This window comes from Brevundimonas terrae, assembly GCF_011761985.1.
Lineage (GTDB): Bacteria > Pseudomonadota > Alphaproteobacteria > Caulobacterales > Caulobacteraceae > Brevundimonas > Brevundimonas terrae.
Genome location: NZ_JAASQT010000001.1, coordinates 935,862 through 951,892, shown reverse-complemented (window position 1 = coordinate 951,892; position 16,031 = coordinate 935,862). Strand labels below are relative to the sequence as shown.

Below are 16,031 nucleotides of genomic sequence, written 5' to 3'. Positions count from 1 at the left end.
GGAAGCGATCAGGGCATGAGATGATGACACTCTGCGTCTCGATGCCCGATGCGGGTAAAACCAGCTGAGCACGTTTTTACACGGCCTCGACCCATTGCTGACGTCATGGAAAGCTTCTTACTGAGGCCAATCCGAAGTTCCCTCATGATCGGCTAGTCGCGATTTCGCTCGGCGTCGGTAATATTGGGCCACAGCTTCTGGGACGAGTAGCAGTAGGACAACAACCGCTATCCCGCGCCACCACTCGGCGCTCAGCCATGGCCCCACTATCGGCAGCCGATCTTTTACGTGGAACGCATAGGCAAGTATCACACCAATGGCCAGCAAGCGCATTGCCAGCAGCAGATAGGTGATTGATCGTGGCGGTCGTGCCGCTTGGTTTAGCGCAAGCTCACGGCCCGATAACTTGTCTCCAAACAACCAGCTCAACATGTTCCCTCGCTGCATATCGGCCCCTCGCTAAGAACCATATACTATCCGGCCCGAACGTCCGCTTCCCCCCATAGCAGTCACTCATGCCAAAAATAGAAAACGGCGCGCCCCTGATGGAGCGCGCCGTTCTCGTTTTTAGCTCGTTGAACGCCCCTCAACTCGCCCGTAGGGCGGTAGGGGCATTCGAAGTGGGGCTCAAATAGCGCTCAGCGCGATAGCCCCACTTCAATTAGGCCTGCATCGTCCAGCCTTCGACGCCCATGGCGGCTTGGCGGACGGCTTCCGAGCGGGTCGGGTGCGGGTGGCAGGTGCGGGCGATGTCTTCGGAGGCACCACCGAAGGCCATGGTCATGCAGGCTTCACCGATCAGCTCGCCAGCTTGCGGGCCGAAGATGTGAACGCCCAGAACCTTGTCGGTGGCGGCGTCGGCCAGAACCTTCACGAAGCCTTCGGTCTCGTGGTTGATCTTGGCGCGGCTGTTGGCGGCGAACGGGAACTTGCCCTTCTTGTAGTTCACGCCTTCGGCTTTCAGGGCTTCTTCGGTCTTGCCGACCCATGCCACTTCCGGCGAGGTGTAGATGACCGACGGGACCAGTGTGTAATCGACGTGACCGGCCTTGCCGACCATCAGTTCGATCGCGGCAACCGCATCTTCTTCGGCCTTGTGGGCCAGCATCGGGCCGTGGGTCACGTCACCGATAACCCAGACGCCGTCGGCAACCTTGAAGTGGTCATTGGCGATGAAGCCACGCGCGTCCGGCGTAACGCCAACGGTTTCGAGGCCGAGGCCTGCGGTGAACGGACGACGGCCGATAGCCACCAGAACCACGTCACCCTTGATGGTTTCAGCCGCACCGCCAGCCGCCGGTTCCACGGTCAGCTCGACGCCGTCCTTGGAGGTCTTGGCACCGGTCACCTTGGTCGACATCTTGAACTTCAGGCCCTGCTTGGTCAGGCCGCGCTGGAAGGCGGTGGCAACCTCGGCATCCATGCCGGCACCAACCTTGTCGAGATACTCGACGACGGTGACTTCGGCACCCAGACGACGCCAGACCGAGCCCAGCTCCAGACCGATCACGCCCGCACCGATGACGACCATGTGCTTGGGAACCTTCGGCAGGAACAGAGCGCCCGACGAGTCGATGATCTTGCCGTCTTCGAAGGCGACGCCCGGCAGCGGGGTCGGCTCGGAGCCGGTAGCGATCATGATGTTCTTGGTTTCCAGAACGGTCTTGGTACCGTCGGCAGCTTCGACTTCAACCTTGCCGGTGCCGGCGATCTTGCCATAGCCGGTAACGACCGTGACCTTGTTCTTCTTCATCAGGAACTCGATGCCCTTGGTCAGGGCCTCGACGCTGTCATCCTTGGACTTGTGCATTTGGCCAAGGTTCAGCTTCGGCTTCACTTCGATGCCGATGTGGGCGAACTCGTTATTGGCCTGCTCGAACAGTTCCGACGAGTGCAGCAGTGCCTTGGTCGGCATGCAGCCCACGTTCAGGCAGGTACCGCCCAAGGTCGGGCCCTTTTCGACGATCGCGGCCTTGAGGCCCAGTTGGCCCGCACGGATGGCAGCGTTATAGCCACCGGGACCTGCACCGATGATGACGACGTCGTAGGCTGCTTCGGCCATGGGATCCTCTGAGCATTAGATGCGCCCACACACATACGGGCGCGTTGATTGGGGGCTTAGGCAGACCCAGTCACGGGGTCAACCGCTGGCACCTATATGGGCGCAGGTTTCGACCAATGCAAAGCGATGGTGTGGCGCCCACGCGGCAAAAAAGGCCGGACCTTGCAGTCCGGCCTTTGGTTTTGCCTGATCGGGCGATCAGTATTTGAAGCGCACGCCCATAAAGACGTTGAAGCCGAACTTCTCGTACTCGTAGGTCCGCTCGCGGGTGCCGTAATATTTGACGCCCGCCGAGTCCGTCAGGTTCTTGGCCTCGCCGAACACTTCGATACCGTTGCCGAAGTCATAGCTGGCGGTGAAGTCCAGCTGCTCGCGACCCTCGACCAGTAGGTCGAAGTCCGCATCATCGGCATTGATCTCTTCCAGATAGTCGCTGCGCTTGGTGTAGCTGAGACGCGCCGACAGACCTGCATTTTCATAGAAGAGGGCGAGGTTGTAGTTGTTTTCCGACTGGCCCGGCAGTTGGAAGGTGTCACGACCGCCATAGGCCTCGGCGGTTTTGATCTCGGCATCCGTATAGGTGTAGTTGGCAAACACACCGAAGTTCGACGCCCAGCCCGGCAGGAAGCTGAACTTCTGCTGCCAGTTCAGTTCGATCCCCATCAGGTGGCCTTCCGGCGCATTGATCGGGGTGGCGAACTCGGCGTCGTAAACCACGCCGTCAATCGTCACCTCTTCGCCATAGACGAGGGTGTAACGATAGTCGGACAGGTCCTTGTAGAAGGCATTGGCCGACAGGACGCCCAGACCGTCGAAATAATATTCCAGACCGAAATCCAGATTGTTCGACAGGGTCGGCTTCAGGTCCGGATTGCCGATTTCATAGCTGATGTCCGAGCCATCGGTTTCCTCGACGCGGCGCGGTACGATCTGGTTGAACTCGGGACGGTTGATCGAGCGGGTCAGGGCGAAACGACCGATCAGGTTTTCCGAGAAGCTGTGGCGCACGGTCAGGTTCGGGAAGAACTCGGTGTCGTCACGGTCCACGCGGCTGATCGAATAGACTTCGTCGCCATTGGCATCCACGACGAAGCTGGGGGCCGAGCCTTCAAACTTGGTGTTCTCGACGCGCAGACCCACGGTGACGCTGGTGGCACCGCGATCAAAGCGGGCCTGACCATAGGCCGCCAGAATGTCTTCCTGCGCCTCATAGTCGGAGACAACCGAGTCCGGCATGCGCCGGTCGGCCAGATCGCGAGCGCTGGCGAAATACTCGTCAACGAGGCCGTTATTGAACTTGTGGCCCAGCAGGTAGTCATAGTTGCGCGATTCTGAATCGCCCAGCAGATCGGCATAGGATTGCGACGGGCCGTCACCGGCGCGACGGGTACGGAAACGCTCTTCGTCGGCGGTCACATCGCGGCTGCGGAACTTGCCGCCCAGTTTCCACGTCACTTCCTGATCGCCAAAGCGCGACGGCAGTTCGAGGTTCATCTGGGCCGAGACTTCTTCCTGCTCGGTCGTGTTGGAGCGGAACGCCGTCTCGCGATAGCCGTACTGGCTGGCGTCCATGTGCTCTTGCGTCGAGAAGATCGAATAGGTCGGCTCGTAATGGTCGCCCGTGAAGTCATAGGTTACCGACGGCTTCAGCTTGGAGCGGAACAGCAGTTCGTTGCGGTTCGGATAGGACTGCTCGGTCGAGGCCCATGACAGGCTACCGTCCAGCACAGCGCCATTGCCAAAGATATGCTCGCCGCCGGCGGTCAGGGTAGTGATCTCGTTGACCTGCGTGCGGTGGCGCAACTGACGCTCGACCGTGACATTGTCGAAGGTGGCTTTGCGGCTGTTGGAACCGGCAACCATGTCGCCTTCGTCATAGGTCAGCAAAAGCTGGTTGCGGTATTCGTCGTCCTCGAACTTGGCGAACGAACCGCGCGCCCACAGACGGGTCGCATCATTGGGGCGGAACTCCAGACCGCCGGTCAGCGCCTGACGGGTGCGTTCGGTCTCATAGTCCTTGAACAGGCTTTCCTCGAGGGCGAAGATTTCCTCTCCGTCCGGCGTTTCCATCTTGGTCCAGCCGCTTTCGACATTGTCGGGGCGACGGTTGGTGCGCGAATAGGAATAGGACAGAAGCCCGCCGAACTGCTCGTTCGCACCGAACACGTTCGAGGCGGTCAGGCCGCCACGGATGTCCTCGCCGCCATAGTCATTATAGCTGGCACCACCATAGCCGCTGAGGCTGAGGCGGCGGCTGTCGAACGGCGAGCGGGTCTTGATGTTGACCGCACCGGCGATCGAGTCGGCGTCCTGCGACGGCAGCAGTGTCTTGGAGACTTCGACGTTCGAGACGATGTCCGACGGCAGGGTGTCCAGATCAACCGCGCGGGTGCCCGGATCGACCGAAGGCACCGCTACGCCATCCACCGACACCGCCGTAAAGGCCGAGGGCGCACCGCGAATATTGATATAGCGACCTTCGCCCTGATCGCGCTGGATGGCGATACCGGCGACACGCTGCAGGGATTCCGCCACGTTCGGATCGGGATAGCGACCGATAGAGTCGGCCGACAGGACGTTGATCGTTCCGTCGGCATTGCGCTGCTGGTTCAGCGAGCGGGCGACGCCTTCGGTAATCACACCGTTAACGACCACATCGGCCACCGAGGTCGCCTCGGCTGCGCCCAGCGCCAGCACCACCGAGGTCATCTGGCCCGACTGCACCCGCACGGACTGGGTGGCGGTCGGCAGGCCGATATAGCGGGCCTGCAGTACCACCTCGCCCGACACGCCGGTCATGTGGAACTCGCCTTGGGTATTGGTGACGGCGCGGCGACCCTGTGCGGTCACTTCCACGCCCGGCAGCGGTGCGCCATTGGCATCCGTCACACGGCCATAGACGCCTTCCCCAGCCGGAACAGAGGCGGCAGCCGCCACCAGACTGTCGGCATTGGCCACCTGCGGCAGCACAGCCAGACCCAAGACCAGCGGCGTCACAGCCACGCCCACGAGCAGTTGCAGTTTCATTATGCAGCATCCCCTAACGGAGCCCGTGTGGCGCTCCGGTGTTCAGGGGGCTGACTAATTGCCCGCTGCAACGGGCATATGAGAGTTTCGCGAAACAGAATCGTCGTTCTGGAAACACCTTCACGACATTTGCTCCGCATGGGGAGCAAGCGTGACAAAGCTGTCAAACAGCCGGATTTCAAAGGAAAATCTGCGTCAGATACACGAACGGGGCCTGATCTTTCGATCAGGCCCCGTTTCGGGGGTAATCCCGACTGGAGCGGGCGAGGCGATTCGAACGCCCGACCCTAACCTTGGCAAGGTTATGCTCTACCCCTGAGCTACGCCCGCATCCGATGGGCAACAGTGCTGCCCGACGTCGAGGAGGGGGTAGATACCCAAACACACGGCTCAATGCAACAGGCAAAAAGCTGAAATCATACGGTTTTTGAAAATTCGCCGATTGGCTCGAAAGTCGGGCTGAAAAACGAAAAGGCCCGCCGGTTTGGCGAGCCTTTTGATCGTTTTCCCGACTGGAGCGGGCGAGGCGATTCGAACGCCCGACCCTAACCTTGGCAAGGTTATGCTCTACCCCTGAGCTACGCCCGCATCCGTCAGGACGACTATTGCCGTCCGCGTCGAGGAGGTGGCGTTTAGCCGCCCCCTCCTCTCTCCGCAACCATTTTTTTGAAATCGCGGAATTTTCTTATGCCCGATTAGCGCGGGGCCATTAACGCGGGGCCAGACGGATTGCGCCGTCCAGACGGATGCACTCGCCATTGATGTAGGTGTTCTCGGCCAGATGCAGGGCGAGGTTGGCATAATCCTTGGGCGTGCCGAGGCGTTTCGGGAACGGGATCATCGATGCCAGCGCGTCCTGAACCTTTTGGTCCATACCCGCCATCATCGGGGTCCACATGATACCCGGCAGGATGGTGTTAACGCGCACACCGTCATTCATCAGGTCGCGGGCCACCGGCAGGGTCATGGCATAGACGCCGCCCTTGGAGGCCGAATAGGCGGCCTGACCGATCTGGCCGTCCTGAGCAGCAACCGATGCCGTATTGATGATGGCACCGCGCTCGCCGTCTTCCATCGGGTCCAGCGTGACCATGCCCGCAGCCGATTGCGACAGAACGCGGAAGGTGCCGAACAGGTTGATCGTCACGGTGCGCTCGAACTGGGCCATGTCGTGGGCGCGGATCTCGCCGGTGTCTTTCTTGCGCGACACGGTCTTCTGGCCGGTGGCGATACCGGCGCAGTTCACAGTCAGGCGCTCCTGACCGTGCGCCGAGCGGGCCTTGGCAAAACCGGCTGCGACGCTGTCGTCCGAGGTCACGTCGACCTTGCAGAACACGCCGCCGATCTCATTGGCAACGGCCTCGCCTTTTTCTTCGTTCAGATCGAAGATGGCGACCTTGACGCCCTTGGCAGCCAGAGCGCGGGCCGTGCCTTCGCCCAGCCCCGAAGCGCCACCCGTAACGACTGCTGCAATCGAACCATCGAGTTTCATCGAAACTGTTCCTATATAAAAAATGAACCCAGTGCTGAGACAGGGATTAAACGGCCATGACCGTCAAAACCAAACCGGCGTCACCGCAAGATGCCATCGACCCGCACAAGGCCCTCGTACCTGTGGTTCATAAAACGAATGAGATGCGGGTCAAACGCGATTTCTGGCCCAAGATGCGAAAGGTCGCCGCGAAAATACCTTTCGCCGATCAGGCACTGGCCGCGTGGTATGCGACACAGGACCCTGAAACCCCGTTTAGAGCCAAGGCCCTGTTGCTGGGGGCGCTGGCCTATTTCGTCATGCCGGTCGATGCCATCCCCGATGTTTTCACGGTCGTGGGCTTTAGCGACGATGCAGCGGTTCTGGCGGCGGTTCTGGCCACGCTGGGCGCGCACATCAAAGATCGCCACCGCCTCAGCGCCAAGACCATGCTGGCCCGTATGCGGGACGAGGCCTCCCCCGAGTCTCCCAACGAGGCCCCGCCGCCACAGAAGTAATCAGTCCTCGGTCACGACCACGATCTTGCCCATGGCCTGACGCTGGCTCAGCGCCTTGATGGCATCGGGCGCTTTTTCCAGCGGGAAGGTCTGGCTGATACGCGGCTTGATCTTGCCCGCCTTATACAGGTCCATCAGCTCGGCCATATTGGCCGCATGTCCTGCCGGATCGCGGGCAACCGCCGCGCCCCAGAACACCCCGACCACCGACACCGATTTCAGCAAGGTCAGGTTCAGCGGCAGGGACGGAATACCGGCGGGGAAGCCCACCACCAGATAGCGCCCGTTCCAGTCCATCGCCCGCAGCGCAGGCTCGGCATAGTCACCGCCCACCGCATCATAGACCACATCGGCACCGTCACGGCCCGTCGCCAGCTTGAACTCGCCGGCCAGCTCTTTCTGCGCCGCCTTGTCCATCGGGCCGGTCGGATAGATCAGGCCGTTATCGGCACCCAATTCCAGCGCAAACTCGACCTTGTCATTGGTCGAGGCCGCCGCCACCACGCGCGCGCCCATGGCCTTGCCCAGTTCGACCGCAGCCGCACCCACGCCGCCCGCAGCGCCCAGCACCAGCAGCGTCTCGTCCGGTTGCAGCTTCGCGCGGTCCTTGAGCGCGTAATAGGAGGTGCCATAGGTCATCACAAAGGCCGCCGCCGTTTCGAAATCCATGCCCTCGGGGATGGGAATCAGGCTGTCAGCCGGTACCGCCACGCGATCGGCCAGACCGCCCCAGCCGGGCACCGCAATCACACGGTCGCCGCGACGCACACTCTTTACGCCCTCGCCCACAGCATCGACGATGCCAGCAATCTCGGCCCCCGGAGAGAAGGGGCGCTCGGGTTTGAACTGGTATTTGTCCTCGATAATCAGAGCGTCGGGGTAGTTGATCCCGATGGCCTTGACCTCGATCACTACCTGCCCCTTGGCGGGTGTGGGGTCCATCACCTCTTCAACAACGAGGCTTTCAGGCCCACCGGCCACCTTGGACAAAACAGCGCGCATTGATACTTCTCTCCGACATCCCCTGTCGGTAAACCACCGACACAATTGCGACGCTAAAACACCTCATAGGCCGCTGCCTAGAGGGATACCGTTGTTTCAGGAGCATTCCATGGGTCGTCCGGCACTTATTCTCCACGGCGGAGCTGGCGCACGCCGCGAGCGCAACTACGATCTTGAGGTCGTGCATATGCGCGAGGTCGTCGAGGCTATGAAGGCCCGCCTCGAAGCCGGTGCCAGCGCCCTTGATGTCGCCGTCGAGACGGTTGTGATGCTGGAAGACAGCGGACTTTATGTCGCCGGTCGCGGGGCCTCGCCCAATCTGGACGGCGAGTACGAACTGGATGCCAGCATCATGGACGGCGAAACCGGCAAGGCCGGTGCGGTAGCCGCCCTGCAAGGTTTCAAGAACCCTGTCGTCGCCGCCCGTGCGGTGATGGACAAGACCCCGCACGTTATGCTGGCCGGAAACGGCGCGGCTCGCTTTGCTGCCGCTCAGGCTCTGGAGCCTGTGATCGAACCCGACCAGTGGTTCACCCGCGCAGGCAAGGGCGAGGACAACCATCCCCCCGGCACGCTGTCGCACGGTACGGTCGGTGTCTGCGTTCTGGATATCCATGGCCGTCTGGCCGCCGCTACCTCGACAGCGGGCGTGTTCGGCAAGATGCCGGGCCGTGTGGGCGACACCCCCATTCCGGCGGCGGGCACATGGGCCGATGAGAATGCGGCGGTGTCTTGCACCGGTCAGGGCGAGTATTTCATCCGCGCCGCTGCTGCCGCCCGCACCGCCATCGGTGTGGGCGCAGGTCAATCCTTGAGCGATGCTGCTGCGGCCACCATTGCCCGTATCGGCGGCATGGGCGGCGATGGCGGCCTGATCGCGCTGGACCGCAATGGCGTGATTGCCGATCCCTATAATAGTCAGGGCATGAAGCGTGCCTGGCTGGATACGGAAGGCAATATCGTGGTGCGCGTGTTCAACGACTGAACCGCACTGCGCGGGCGCGGAAACATTACAACACAGTAAGGTGCGGCTTTCGGCTTCCGGACGTTAGAAGAGATGATCTGATTTCGTTCGGGAGTGGTCCATGAAGACCCGCCATCTGTTCTGCACTGCCGTTTCGGCGCTGGCCCTTTGTGTGGCTGCCCCCGCCTTGGCCGCCCCTGTAGCGACCACGGTTGCTGTCACCCAAGCCCCGTCAACGGTCACCGTACCGCCGCTCGGCTATCAGCAGCGCACGCTGGCCAACGGCATGCAGGTCTATACCCGCAATGATCCGACCTCGGCCAATGTGGCTGTTCAGGTCTGGTATCGCGTCGGCGGCAAGGACGACCCCTCGGGCCGTTCGGGCTTTGCGCACCTGTTTGAACACCTGATGTTCAAGGCGACCGAGAACGTCCCCAACGAGACCTTCGACCGCCTGACCGAGGATGTGGGCGGCTATAACAACGCCTTCACCGCCGAGGACGTGACCGCCTATCACGAGATGGTGCCCGCCAACCATCTGGAGCGCATCCTGTTCGCCGAAGCCGACCGTATGGGGACGCTGGTGGTCGATGAAGCCAACTTCGTCTCCGAGCGCGACGTGGTGAAGGAAGAATACCGCCAGAGCGTGCTGTCCAACCCCTATGGCCGCCTGTTCGCGCTGTTTGCTCCGGCAACCTTCTTCAAGGAACACCCCTATCGTCGCGGCGTGATCGGTTCGATCGAGGAACTGGAATCGGCATCGCTGGAAGATGTGCTGCGCTTCCACCGCACCTATTACCGTCCGGACAATGCCTTCCTGATCGTGGACGGCAATTTCGATGACGCGCAACTGAACCGCTGGGTGGACCAGTATTTTGGCCCGCTAAAAAACCCGACCACCGCCATTCCGGTCCGCACCGTGACCGAGGCCAAGGTCACTACGCCGGAAGATCACACCTTCTATGCGCCGAACGTGCCACTGGAGACGGTGCTGATCGGCTGGCACACGGTTCCGGCAAACCATCCCGACGTCGCCGCCCTGTCGGTTCTGGACGGCATCCTGTCGACCGGCGAAAGCAGCCGCCTGCACCGCGCGCTGGTCTATGAAGCACAGGCCGCCAACAGCGCCTCGTCCAGCCCCGACTTCATGAAGGAAGCCGGTACACTCAGCGCCTATGCCATGATGTCGCCGGGTCACACTCTGGACGAGGGCAAGGCCCTGCTGGAACGTGAAATCGCCCGCCTGCGTGACCAGCCGGTGACCGATGCCGAACTGATCGAAGCCAAGAACGAACTGATCGCCAGCGCCCTGTCCGAGCGCGAAGGCGCACAGGGCCGTGCCGATGTTCTGGGCTGGGCCTTGATCAAGACCGGTAATGCCGCCACCGCTGACAATGCCGTGGCCAACATCCAGAAGGTCACCGCCGCCGACATCCAGCGTGTGGCGCGCCAGTACCTAACCCCACAAAGCCAGATCACCATGCGTTATCTGGCCTCGACCGACGAGCATCCAACCACGCCCCAAAGCGTGAATATGGAATCGCCGGTCAAGGTGGCCGACCTTGCCCCCATGGGCACACCGTCGGTGACCAAGCCGGAAGGCCAGCGCACCCCGATCCCGCAAGCCGGTGCCGAGGTCAGCCCCGCCACCCCCGCCATTGCCGATTTCCGTCTCGACAACGGCGTGCGCGTTCTGGTGGCCCAGAACAACCAGTTGCCGCTGGTTTCGGCCCGCCTGACCTTCAAGGCCGGTTCGGCCTATGATCCGCAGGGCAAGGCCGGTGTGGCCTCCATGACCGCCAATATGCTGACCCAGGGCACCAAACGTCTGGGTGCCCCCGAGATTGCCACCCAGATCGAACAATTGGGGGCCAATATCGGTGCCGGTGCCGGCCGCGATCAGTTCAACGTCTTTGCCAGCAGCCCCGCCAATGTGTTCGGCCAGACCATGGACCTGCTGAGCGAGATCGTGCGCCAGCCTGCCTTCTCGGCCGAGGAACTGGAACGCCAGCGCACCCAGACACTGGATGGATTGAAGGTGGCGCTCAGCCAGCCGGGTTCGCTGGCCTCTATGGCGACCACCCGCCTGAACTTCGGGGACAGTGCCTATGGCAACCTGACCACCGAACGCACGGTCACCGCCATGACCACGGACGATCTGGCCGCCTATCATGCCAACTATATCCGTCCGGATCAGGCCATTCTGACCTTCTCGGGTGACATCACCCCTGCACAGGCCCGCGAACTGGCCCAGAAGGCCTTTGGCGACTGGCGCTCGACCACCGTACCGCCTGCTGCCGCGCCAAACATTCCGGCCAGCCAGCAAGCGCCGCGTGTGGTGGTGGTAAACCTGCCGGGGGCCGGTCAGGCCGCCGTGTCGATCTCGTCGCGCAGTATTACCCGCACCGATGATGACTACTTCCCGCTGGCATTGGGTAACACCCTGCTGGGCGGCAGCTATTCGTCGCGTCTGAACAACGAAATCCGCGTCAAGCGCGGTCTGTCCTACGGGGCGCGTTCGGGCGTCGGTGCCATGGCCTATTCAGGCCTGTTCACCGCCTCGACCCAGACCAAGAACGAGTCTGCGGACGAGGTTGTCGACCTGCTGCTGGAAGAGATTGGCAAGATGAGCCAGTCCGTGGCCCCCGAGGCCGAACTGGCCCCGCGCCGCGCCATCATGATCGGCGGTTTTGGCCGTTCCATCGAAAGCGTCTCGGGTCTGGGCTCGCTGGTGGCCGAACTGGCCGCCTATGACCTGCCGCTGAGCGAACTGGCCGTCTATGCCGATCGCGTAAAGGCGGTCACGCCTGAAGAGATTCAGGCCGCCTTTGCCGACAAGCTGCCGACCGACCGCGCCAATGTCGTGGTGGTGGGTGATGCGTCGATGTTCATCGACGACCTCAAGGCCAAATATCCGAATGTCGAGATTATCGACGCTTCGGATCTGAACCTCGACAGCGCCAACCTGCGCTAGGCTTTAAGTATCCAGACAGACGACCTGCGCCACGCGCAGGTCGCGTCTGAGCTGGTCGGCGACGGCCCCGTAATTGCGGGTCGTCACCGTCTGGCCCAGCACATCCTCGTCACGTCCGCGCTCGGGCCCGACAGCGGCCACAAAGGCCCCCGGAGCCGTCGTAAAGATACGGCCACGACGCGGAGACTCGGCAATCGTTACGCCCAGCACCCGCCCGCGACGATCCAGCACCGGTGCGCCCGACAAGCCCGACAATGTACCCGTCAGACCGCGCGTGCGCCCCGCCTCGGCCCATGCCAGCACCGGCTCGTCATAGCTGTTATTGCGACCGCGCACGCGAAGGGTCTCGCGCCCGATCAGGCGGGTCGCAACCTCGCCCGGCTTGCCCTGCGGATAGCCCGGATGAAAGGCACGCTGGCCCTTATGAAGGGTTTCGTCTCCGGCCAAGGGCAAGGCAGGCGGCCCGCCATCGGTCAGCAAAAGCGCTACATCGGTCTTGGCCGCCAGACGCACATCGGCCGCCAGCGCCCTGTTCTTGTCGATGATCAGGGCCGGCTTGCGGCACCCCTCGACCACGTGGCGGGCGGTGATCCAGCGTCCGTCCTCGGCAATCGAGAAGGCCGTGCCCATTTGCGGGCGCACATCTTCATCGGATGAATCCACCACCACCGACGGATCAAACGGCGTGATCGGCCCCAGCAGGTCGCCTGAATCCATTTCCACCGCTTCAACAGGCGGCGCATCGGCCCGCTCGCCACGGTTCAGCGAAGCCACCAGAATAACCCCGATGACCGCGCTATAGATCAGCCAATCGGCTAGGGGCCAGCGCATGGGCTCAGCCCGTCAGCGAGGCGGCAATAATCAGCGAGGTGGCAATCTTGGCCCCCGCCAGCACCACAGCCGCCGACACCTCGCCGCGCTCGATGCGCTGCGGCAGGCCATTGAGCAGCAGGTCCACGACACGGAATACCAGCAGTTGCAGCACCACCGTCGCCACACCCCAGATCACGATATCACGCAACGAAGACGACACGGCCAGCGACACCGCCAGCGGAATGGCCAAACTCAACAGAACGGCGGCAAAACCGGTCGCTGCCGCCGTATTGCCCTGACGGATCAGGCGCACCTCGCGCCACGGCGTCAGGAAGGCATAGACGGTCGCGGCCACAGCCAGCAGACCGAATGTGACCACCAGATGCAGCATCATCACCGGAAAACCATTGGCAAAGGCCTGGACTTCCGGACTCGACAACACACCGTTCAGGTTCGAGGTTTCCATAGAAACGCCAACAGCCTTTCAGACACCCACGACGGGACCAACCCATGCCTTGCCCGAAAGCCCCCCGCTTCCGCAAGGACCACGCAGCCACACTCGGATCAAATCGTGAAACCCAAGGTTGCCGAGGCGGTAAAACCGCCATTGGAATACAGCCTTAGGCGGCGTCGGCCTCGGTTGTTTCCTGCTGTTCCTTGCGCAGTTCCGAGGCGCGTTTCTTTTCGCTTTCGGACTTGAGCTGGCCGCAGGCGGCGAGGATGTCGCGGCCACGCGGGGTGCGGATCGGCGAGGCATAACCGGCGCGATTCAGGATGGCGGCAAAGGTCTCGATCGCCTTCCAGTCCGAGCAGGCATAGTCGGTGCCCGGCCACGGGTTGAACGGGATCAGATTGACCTTGGCCGGAATGCCCGAGATCAGCTTGCACAGGGCGCGGGCCTCTTCGGCGCTGTCGTTGACGCCCTTCAGCATGACGTATTCGAACGTCACGCGCTTGGAATTGCCCAGACCCGGATAGGCACGGATGGCGTCCATCAGCTGTTCCAGCGGGTATTTCTTGTTCAGCGGTACAAGCTGGTCGCGCAGCGGGTCGTTGGTGGCGTGCAGGCTGATGGCCAGCATGGTGCCGGTACGCTCGCCCAGTTCCGGGATTTTCGGCACCACACCCGAGGTCGAAACCGTGATGCGGCGACGCGAAATGGCAATGCCCTCGCCATCCGAGATGATGTCGATCGCATCCGAAACATTGTCGAGATTATAGAGCGGCTCGCCCATGCCCATGAAGACGATATTGGACAGGCGGCGGTCTTCCTTGGGCGACGGCCATTCATCCAGATCGTCACGGGCCACCTGAACCTGTGCGACGATTTCCGCCGAGGTCAGGTTACGCACCAGCTTTTGCGTGCCGGTGTGGCAGAAGGTGCAGTTCAGCGTGCAGCCGACCTGTGAGGAAACACACAGTGCACCAGCGCGGCCAACGTCGGGAATATAGACCGTCTCGACCTCGATGCCCGGCCCCATGCGGATCAGCCATTTGCGCGTGCCGTCCTTGGACACCAGACGCTCGATGATCTCGGGACGGTTCAGCACAAAGGTCTCGGCCAGACGGGCGCGGGTCTCTTTGGCGATGTCGCTCATCAGCGAGAAATCGGTCACGCCATAGTGGTGAATCCAGCGCCACACCTGGGTTGCGCGCATCTTGGCCTTTTCGGGCGGACAGATTTCACCGTCGATCAGAGCCTGTCGCAGACCCTCGCGCGTCAGACCGGAAAGGTTGACGGGAGCCTTGGGGGAAGGCGTGGAACGCGTAAGGTCCAGCGTGATACTCACGGCGGGCAAATCCTGTAACCGAAAGGGGGATAAGTGCGGAAGTGTAGCACAGATAGGATCCCTTGTCGCCTTTGCGAGTCGGCATGGCCTTTGGGGGCCGCTTGATCCCCTCCGCAAAGGCCGCTAGACGCTGGGCCGTTGGGGAGTAGCTGCCGACGTCTCTCAGTCGGGTTCGTGTCAACATACTTGCCGCAAGGCATGGCACGATCAGCGGATTTATCCGCCTAGCGAGACCAGTACATCCGTGGGGGCCGCGCCGGCCTGCGCCCATGGTGTGCTGTCACGCGTCCGGCTCAGAGTGCTTGAATGTCGCCTATTGCTATCTTGATCCTGTCCCTCAGCATGTCTGCCGATGCCTTTGCCGCCGCCATTGGTCGGGGCGCGCAACAGCGGCCCGACTTTGCCCAGGCCGTGCGTTCGGGTCTGGTGTTCGGCATTATCGAAGCCCTGACCCCGCTGATCGGTTTTGGCCTCGGCATCATTGCCGCAGGACTGGTCGAGGCCATCGACCACTGGATCGCCTTTGGCCTTCTGGGTGCCGTCGGTGCCAAGATGATCTGGGAAGCCTTGAAACGCGACGAAGACGACGCAGAAATAGAAGCCCCCTCCAAAGTCGCAGGCAAGGCCGGTATGGTTGCGCTGGTGGCCACCGCTGTCGGCACCTCTATTGATGCCGGTGCGATTGGCGTCAGTCTGGCCCTGCTGGGCGAGAACATCTGGATCATCGCTGCGGCCATCGGTGCCACCACCTTTGTGCTGGCCACACTGGGCCTGCTGATCGGCAAGGTCGCGGGCACCCGACTGGGGCGTATTGTCGAACTGGTGGGCGGTGTCGCCCTCATCGTGCTGGGCAGCAAAATCCTTATGGAACATCTTGGCTATTTGCCGCACTAATACGGTAGCTGAGCCACAGCAAAAGGATACGCGCCATGACCTTCAAAGCCCTGAGCCTGTTGGGTGCCATCGCCCTGACCACTGCCGCCTGTGCCAGCACGGGCGGACAGAGCACCTATCGTCAGGATATGGCGAAGCTGGAGCAGGACTGCACCAGCCGTGGCGGCATCCTGCAACCCACAGGTGCCCTGACCGGTCGCCCCGAAACGGAATATGCGTGCCGCATCACGACGCCGACGCGCATCAACCGCGACTGAGGCGTCGCACCACTCTAAATTTTGGGCTGTTGAAATGCGAGGTGGTGGTTGGAGGCGGGATCGAACCGCCGACCTGTGGGTTATGAATCCACCGCTCTAACCATCTGAGCTACCCAACCGACCTACCGCGATCTGGCGAACCAGAACCACCGTGAGGTGATCTGCGCGGACAAACGAGTCTGCCAGCGCGAGAGCGGTGCCTATATCGCTGCATCTGTTTCTGTTCAAGGGTTTAAGTTCGTATTTTTCAAACTTCTGG

At 62.0% G+C, this 16,031-nt stretch carries 12 protein-coding genes, 3 tRNA genes and 1 riboswitch; of the genes, 5 read left to right on the top strand and 10 right to left on the bottom strand.

What is annotated here, in order from left to right; translation table 11 throughout:
* Nucleotides 1-661: 661 nt before the first annotated feature.
* The 5 genes from lpdA to FHS64_RS04495 all read right to left on the bottom strand — a co-directional run bounded on the left by lpdA (nucleotide 662) and on the right by FHS64_RS04495 (nucleotide 6,581).
* Nucleotides 662-2,062, bottom strand: a complete 1,401-nt coding sequence (gene lpdA, locus FHS64_RS04515; protein WP_167176138.1) for a dihydrolipoyl dehydrogenase — start codon at nucleotides 2,060-2,062, stop codon at nucleotides 662-664.
* Between the two features lie 198 nt (nucleotides 2,063-2,260).
* On the bottom strand, nucleotides 2,261-5,089 hold the full coding sequence (locus FHS64_RS04510) for a TonB-dependent receptor (protein WP_167176136.1): 2,829 nt from the start codon (nucleotides 5,087-5,089) through the stop codon (nucleotides 2,261-2,263).
* A gap of 255 nt (nucleotides 5,090-5,344) precedes the next feature.
* A tRNA-Gly gene (locus FHS64_RS04505) sits at nucleotides 5,345-5,419 on the bottom strand.
* A 183-nt stretch (nucleotides 5,420-5,602) separates the two neighbouring features.
* Nucleotides 5,603-5,677: transfer RNA gene (locus tag FHS64_RS04500), tRNA-Gly, on the bottom strand.
* A 121-nt stretch (nucleotides 5,678-5,798) separates the two neighbouring features.
* Nucleotides 5,799-6,581: an SDR family oxidoreductase gene (locus FHS64_RS04495; RefSeq protein ID WP_167176134.1), complete on the bottom strand. Its 783-nt coding sequence runs from the start codon at nucleotides 6,579-6,581 to the stop codon at nucleotides 5,799-5,801.
* A 56-nt stretch (nucleotides 6,582-6,637) separates the two neighbouring features.
* Between FHS64_RS04495 and FHS64_RS04490 the strand changes: the two genes are divergently transcribed.
* Nucleotides 6,638-7,078, top strand: a complete 441-nt coding sequence (locus FHS64_RS04490; protein WP_167176132.1) for a YkvA family protein — start codon at nucleotides 6,638-6,640, stop codon at nucleotides 7,076-7,078.
* Here FHS64_RS04490 and FHS64_RS04485 read toward each other — a convergent pair whose 3' ends face one another.
* Entirely contained in the window at nucleotides 7,079-8,080 is a 1,002-nt protein-coding gene (locus tag FHS64_RS04485) for an NADPH:quinone oxidoreductase family protein (RefSeq protein WP_167176130.1), read from the bottom strand.
* A gap of 109 nt (nucleotides 8,081-8,189) precedes the next feature.
* Here FHS64_RS04485 and FHS64_RS04480 point away from each other — a divergent pair, with 109 nt between their 5' ends.
* On the top strand, nucleotides 8,190-9,065 hold the full coding sequence (locus tag FHS64_RS04480; RefSeq protein ID WP_167176128.1) for an isoaspartyl peptidase/L-asparaginase family protein: 876 nt from the start codon (nucleotides 8,190-8,192) through the stop codon (nucleotides 9,063-9,065).
* Between the two features lie 100 nt (nucleotides 9,066-9,165).
* Nucleotides 9,166-12,018: a M16 family metallopeptidase gene (locus FHS64_RS04475; protein ID WP_167176126.1), complete on the top strand. Its 2,853-nt coding sequence runs from the start codon at nucleotides 9,166-9,168 to the stop codon at nucleotides 12,016-12,018.
* A 3-nt stretch (nucleotides 12,019-12,021) separates the two neighbouring features.
* Here the strand turns inward: FHS64_RS04475 and FHS64_RS04470 are convergent, their stop codons facing one another.
* The 3 genes from FHS64_RS04470 to rlmN all read right to left on the bottom strand — a co-directional run bounded on the left by FHS64_RS04470 (nucleotide 12,022) and on the right by rlmN (nucleotide 14,621).
* The gene (locus tag FHS64_RS04470; RefSeq protein WP_167176124.1) at nucleotides 12,022-12,849 is read right to left on the bottom strand and encodes a S1 family peptidase; all 828 of its coding nucleotides are present in this window, start codon (nucleotides 12,847-12,849) and stop codon (nucleotides 12,022-12,024) included.
* A gap of 4 nt (nucleotides 12,850-12,853) precedes the next feature.
* Entirely contained in the window at nucleotides 12,854-13,297 is a 444-nt protein-coding gene (locus FHS64_RS04465) for a DUF350 domain-containing protein (RefSeq protein WP_167176122.1), read from the bottom strand.
* Nucleotides 13,298-13,451: 154 nt separating this feature from the next.
* Nucleotides 13,452-14,621, bottom strand: a complete 1,170-nt coding sequence (gene rlmN / locus FHS64_RS04460) for a dual-specificity RNA methyltransferase RlmN (protein WP_167176120.1) — start codon at nucleotides 14,619-14,621, stop codon at nucleotides 13,452-13,454.
* 128 nt (nucleotides 14,622-14,749) lie between these two features.
* Nucleotides 14,750-14,916, top strand: a riboswitch (yybP-ykoY riboswitch).
* 11 nt (nucleotides 14,917-14,927) lie between these two features.
* On the opposite strand from rlmN, the gene FHS64_RS04455 reads away from it, so the two are divergent.
* Nucleotides 14,928-15,515: a manganese efflux pump MntP gene (locus FHS64_RS04455; RefSeq protein ID WP_167176118.1), complete on the top strand. Its 588-nt coding sequence runs from the start codon at nucleotides 14,928-14,930 to the stop codon at nucleotides 15,513-15,515.
* 35 nt (nucleotides 15,516-15,550) lie between these two features.
* On the top strand, nucleotides 15,551-15,772 hold the full coding sequence (locus FHS64_RS04450; RefSeq protein WP_167176116.1) for a hypothetical protein: 222 nt from the start codon (nucleotides 15,551-15,553) through the stop codon (nucleotides 15,770-15,772).
* Nucleotides 15,773-15,814: 42 nt separating this feature from the next.
* Here the strand turns inward: FHS64_RS04450 and FHS64_RS04445 are convergent.
* Nucleotides 15,815-15,891: transfer RNA gene (locus FHS64_RS04445), tRNA-Met, on the bottom strand.
* Nucleotides 15,892-16,031: the final 140 nt, after the last annotated feature.

Coding starts and splice junctions, on each gene's coding strand:
- lpdA (WP_167176138.1), bottom strand. CDS start 2,062: ATGGCCGAAGCAGCCTACGACGTCGTCATCATCGGTGCAGGTCCCGGT.
- FHS64_RS04510 (WP_167176136.1), bottom strand. CDS start 5,089: ATGAAACTGCAACTGCTCGTGGGCGTGGCTGTGACGCCGCTGGTCTTG.
- FHS64_RS04495 (WP_167176134.1), bottom strand. CDS start 6,581: ATGAAACTCGATGGTTCGATTGCAGCAGTCGTTACGGGTGGCGCTTCG.
- FHS64_RS04490 (WP_167176132.1), top strand. CDS start 6,638: ATGACCGTCAAAACCAAACCGGCGTCACCGCAAGATGCCATCGACCCG.
- FHS64_RS04485 (WP_167176130.1), bottom strand. CDS start 8,080: ATGCGCGCTGTTTTGTCCAAGGTGGCCGGTGGGCCTGAAAGCCTCGTT.
- FHS64_RS04480 (WP_167176128.1), top strand. CDS start 8,190: ATGGGTCGTCCGGCACTTATTCTCCACGGCGGAGCTGGCGCACGCCGC.
- FHS64_RS04475 (WP_167176126.1), top strand. CDS start 9,166: ATGAAGACCCGCCATCTGTTCTGCACTGCCGTTTCGGCGCTGGCCCTT.
- FHS64_RS04470 (WP_167176124.1), bottom strand. CDS start 12,849: ATGCGCTGGCCCCTAGCCGATTGGCTGATCTATAGCGCGGTCATCGGG.
- FHS64_RS04465 (WP_167176122.1), bottom strand. CDS start 13,297: ATGGAAACCTCGAACCTGAACGGTGTGTTGTCGAGTCCGGAAGTCCAG.
- FHS64_RS04455 (WP_167176118.1), top strand. CDS start 14,928: ATGTCGCCTATTGCTATCTTGATCCTGTCCCTCAGCATGTCTGCCGAT.
- FHS64_RS04450 (WP_167176116.1), top strand. CDS start 15,551: ATGACCTTCAAAGCCCTGAGCCTGTTGGGTGCCATCGCCCTGACCACT.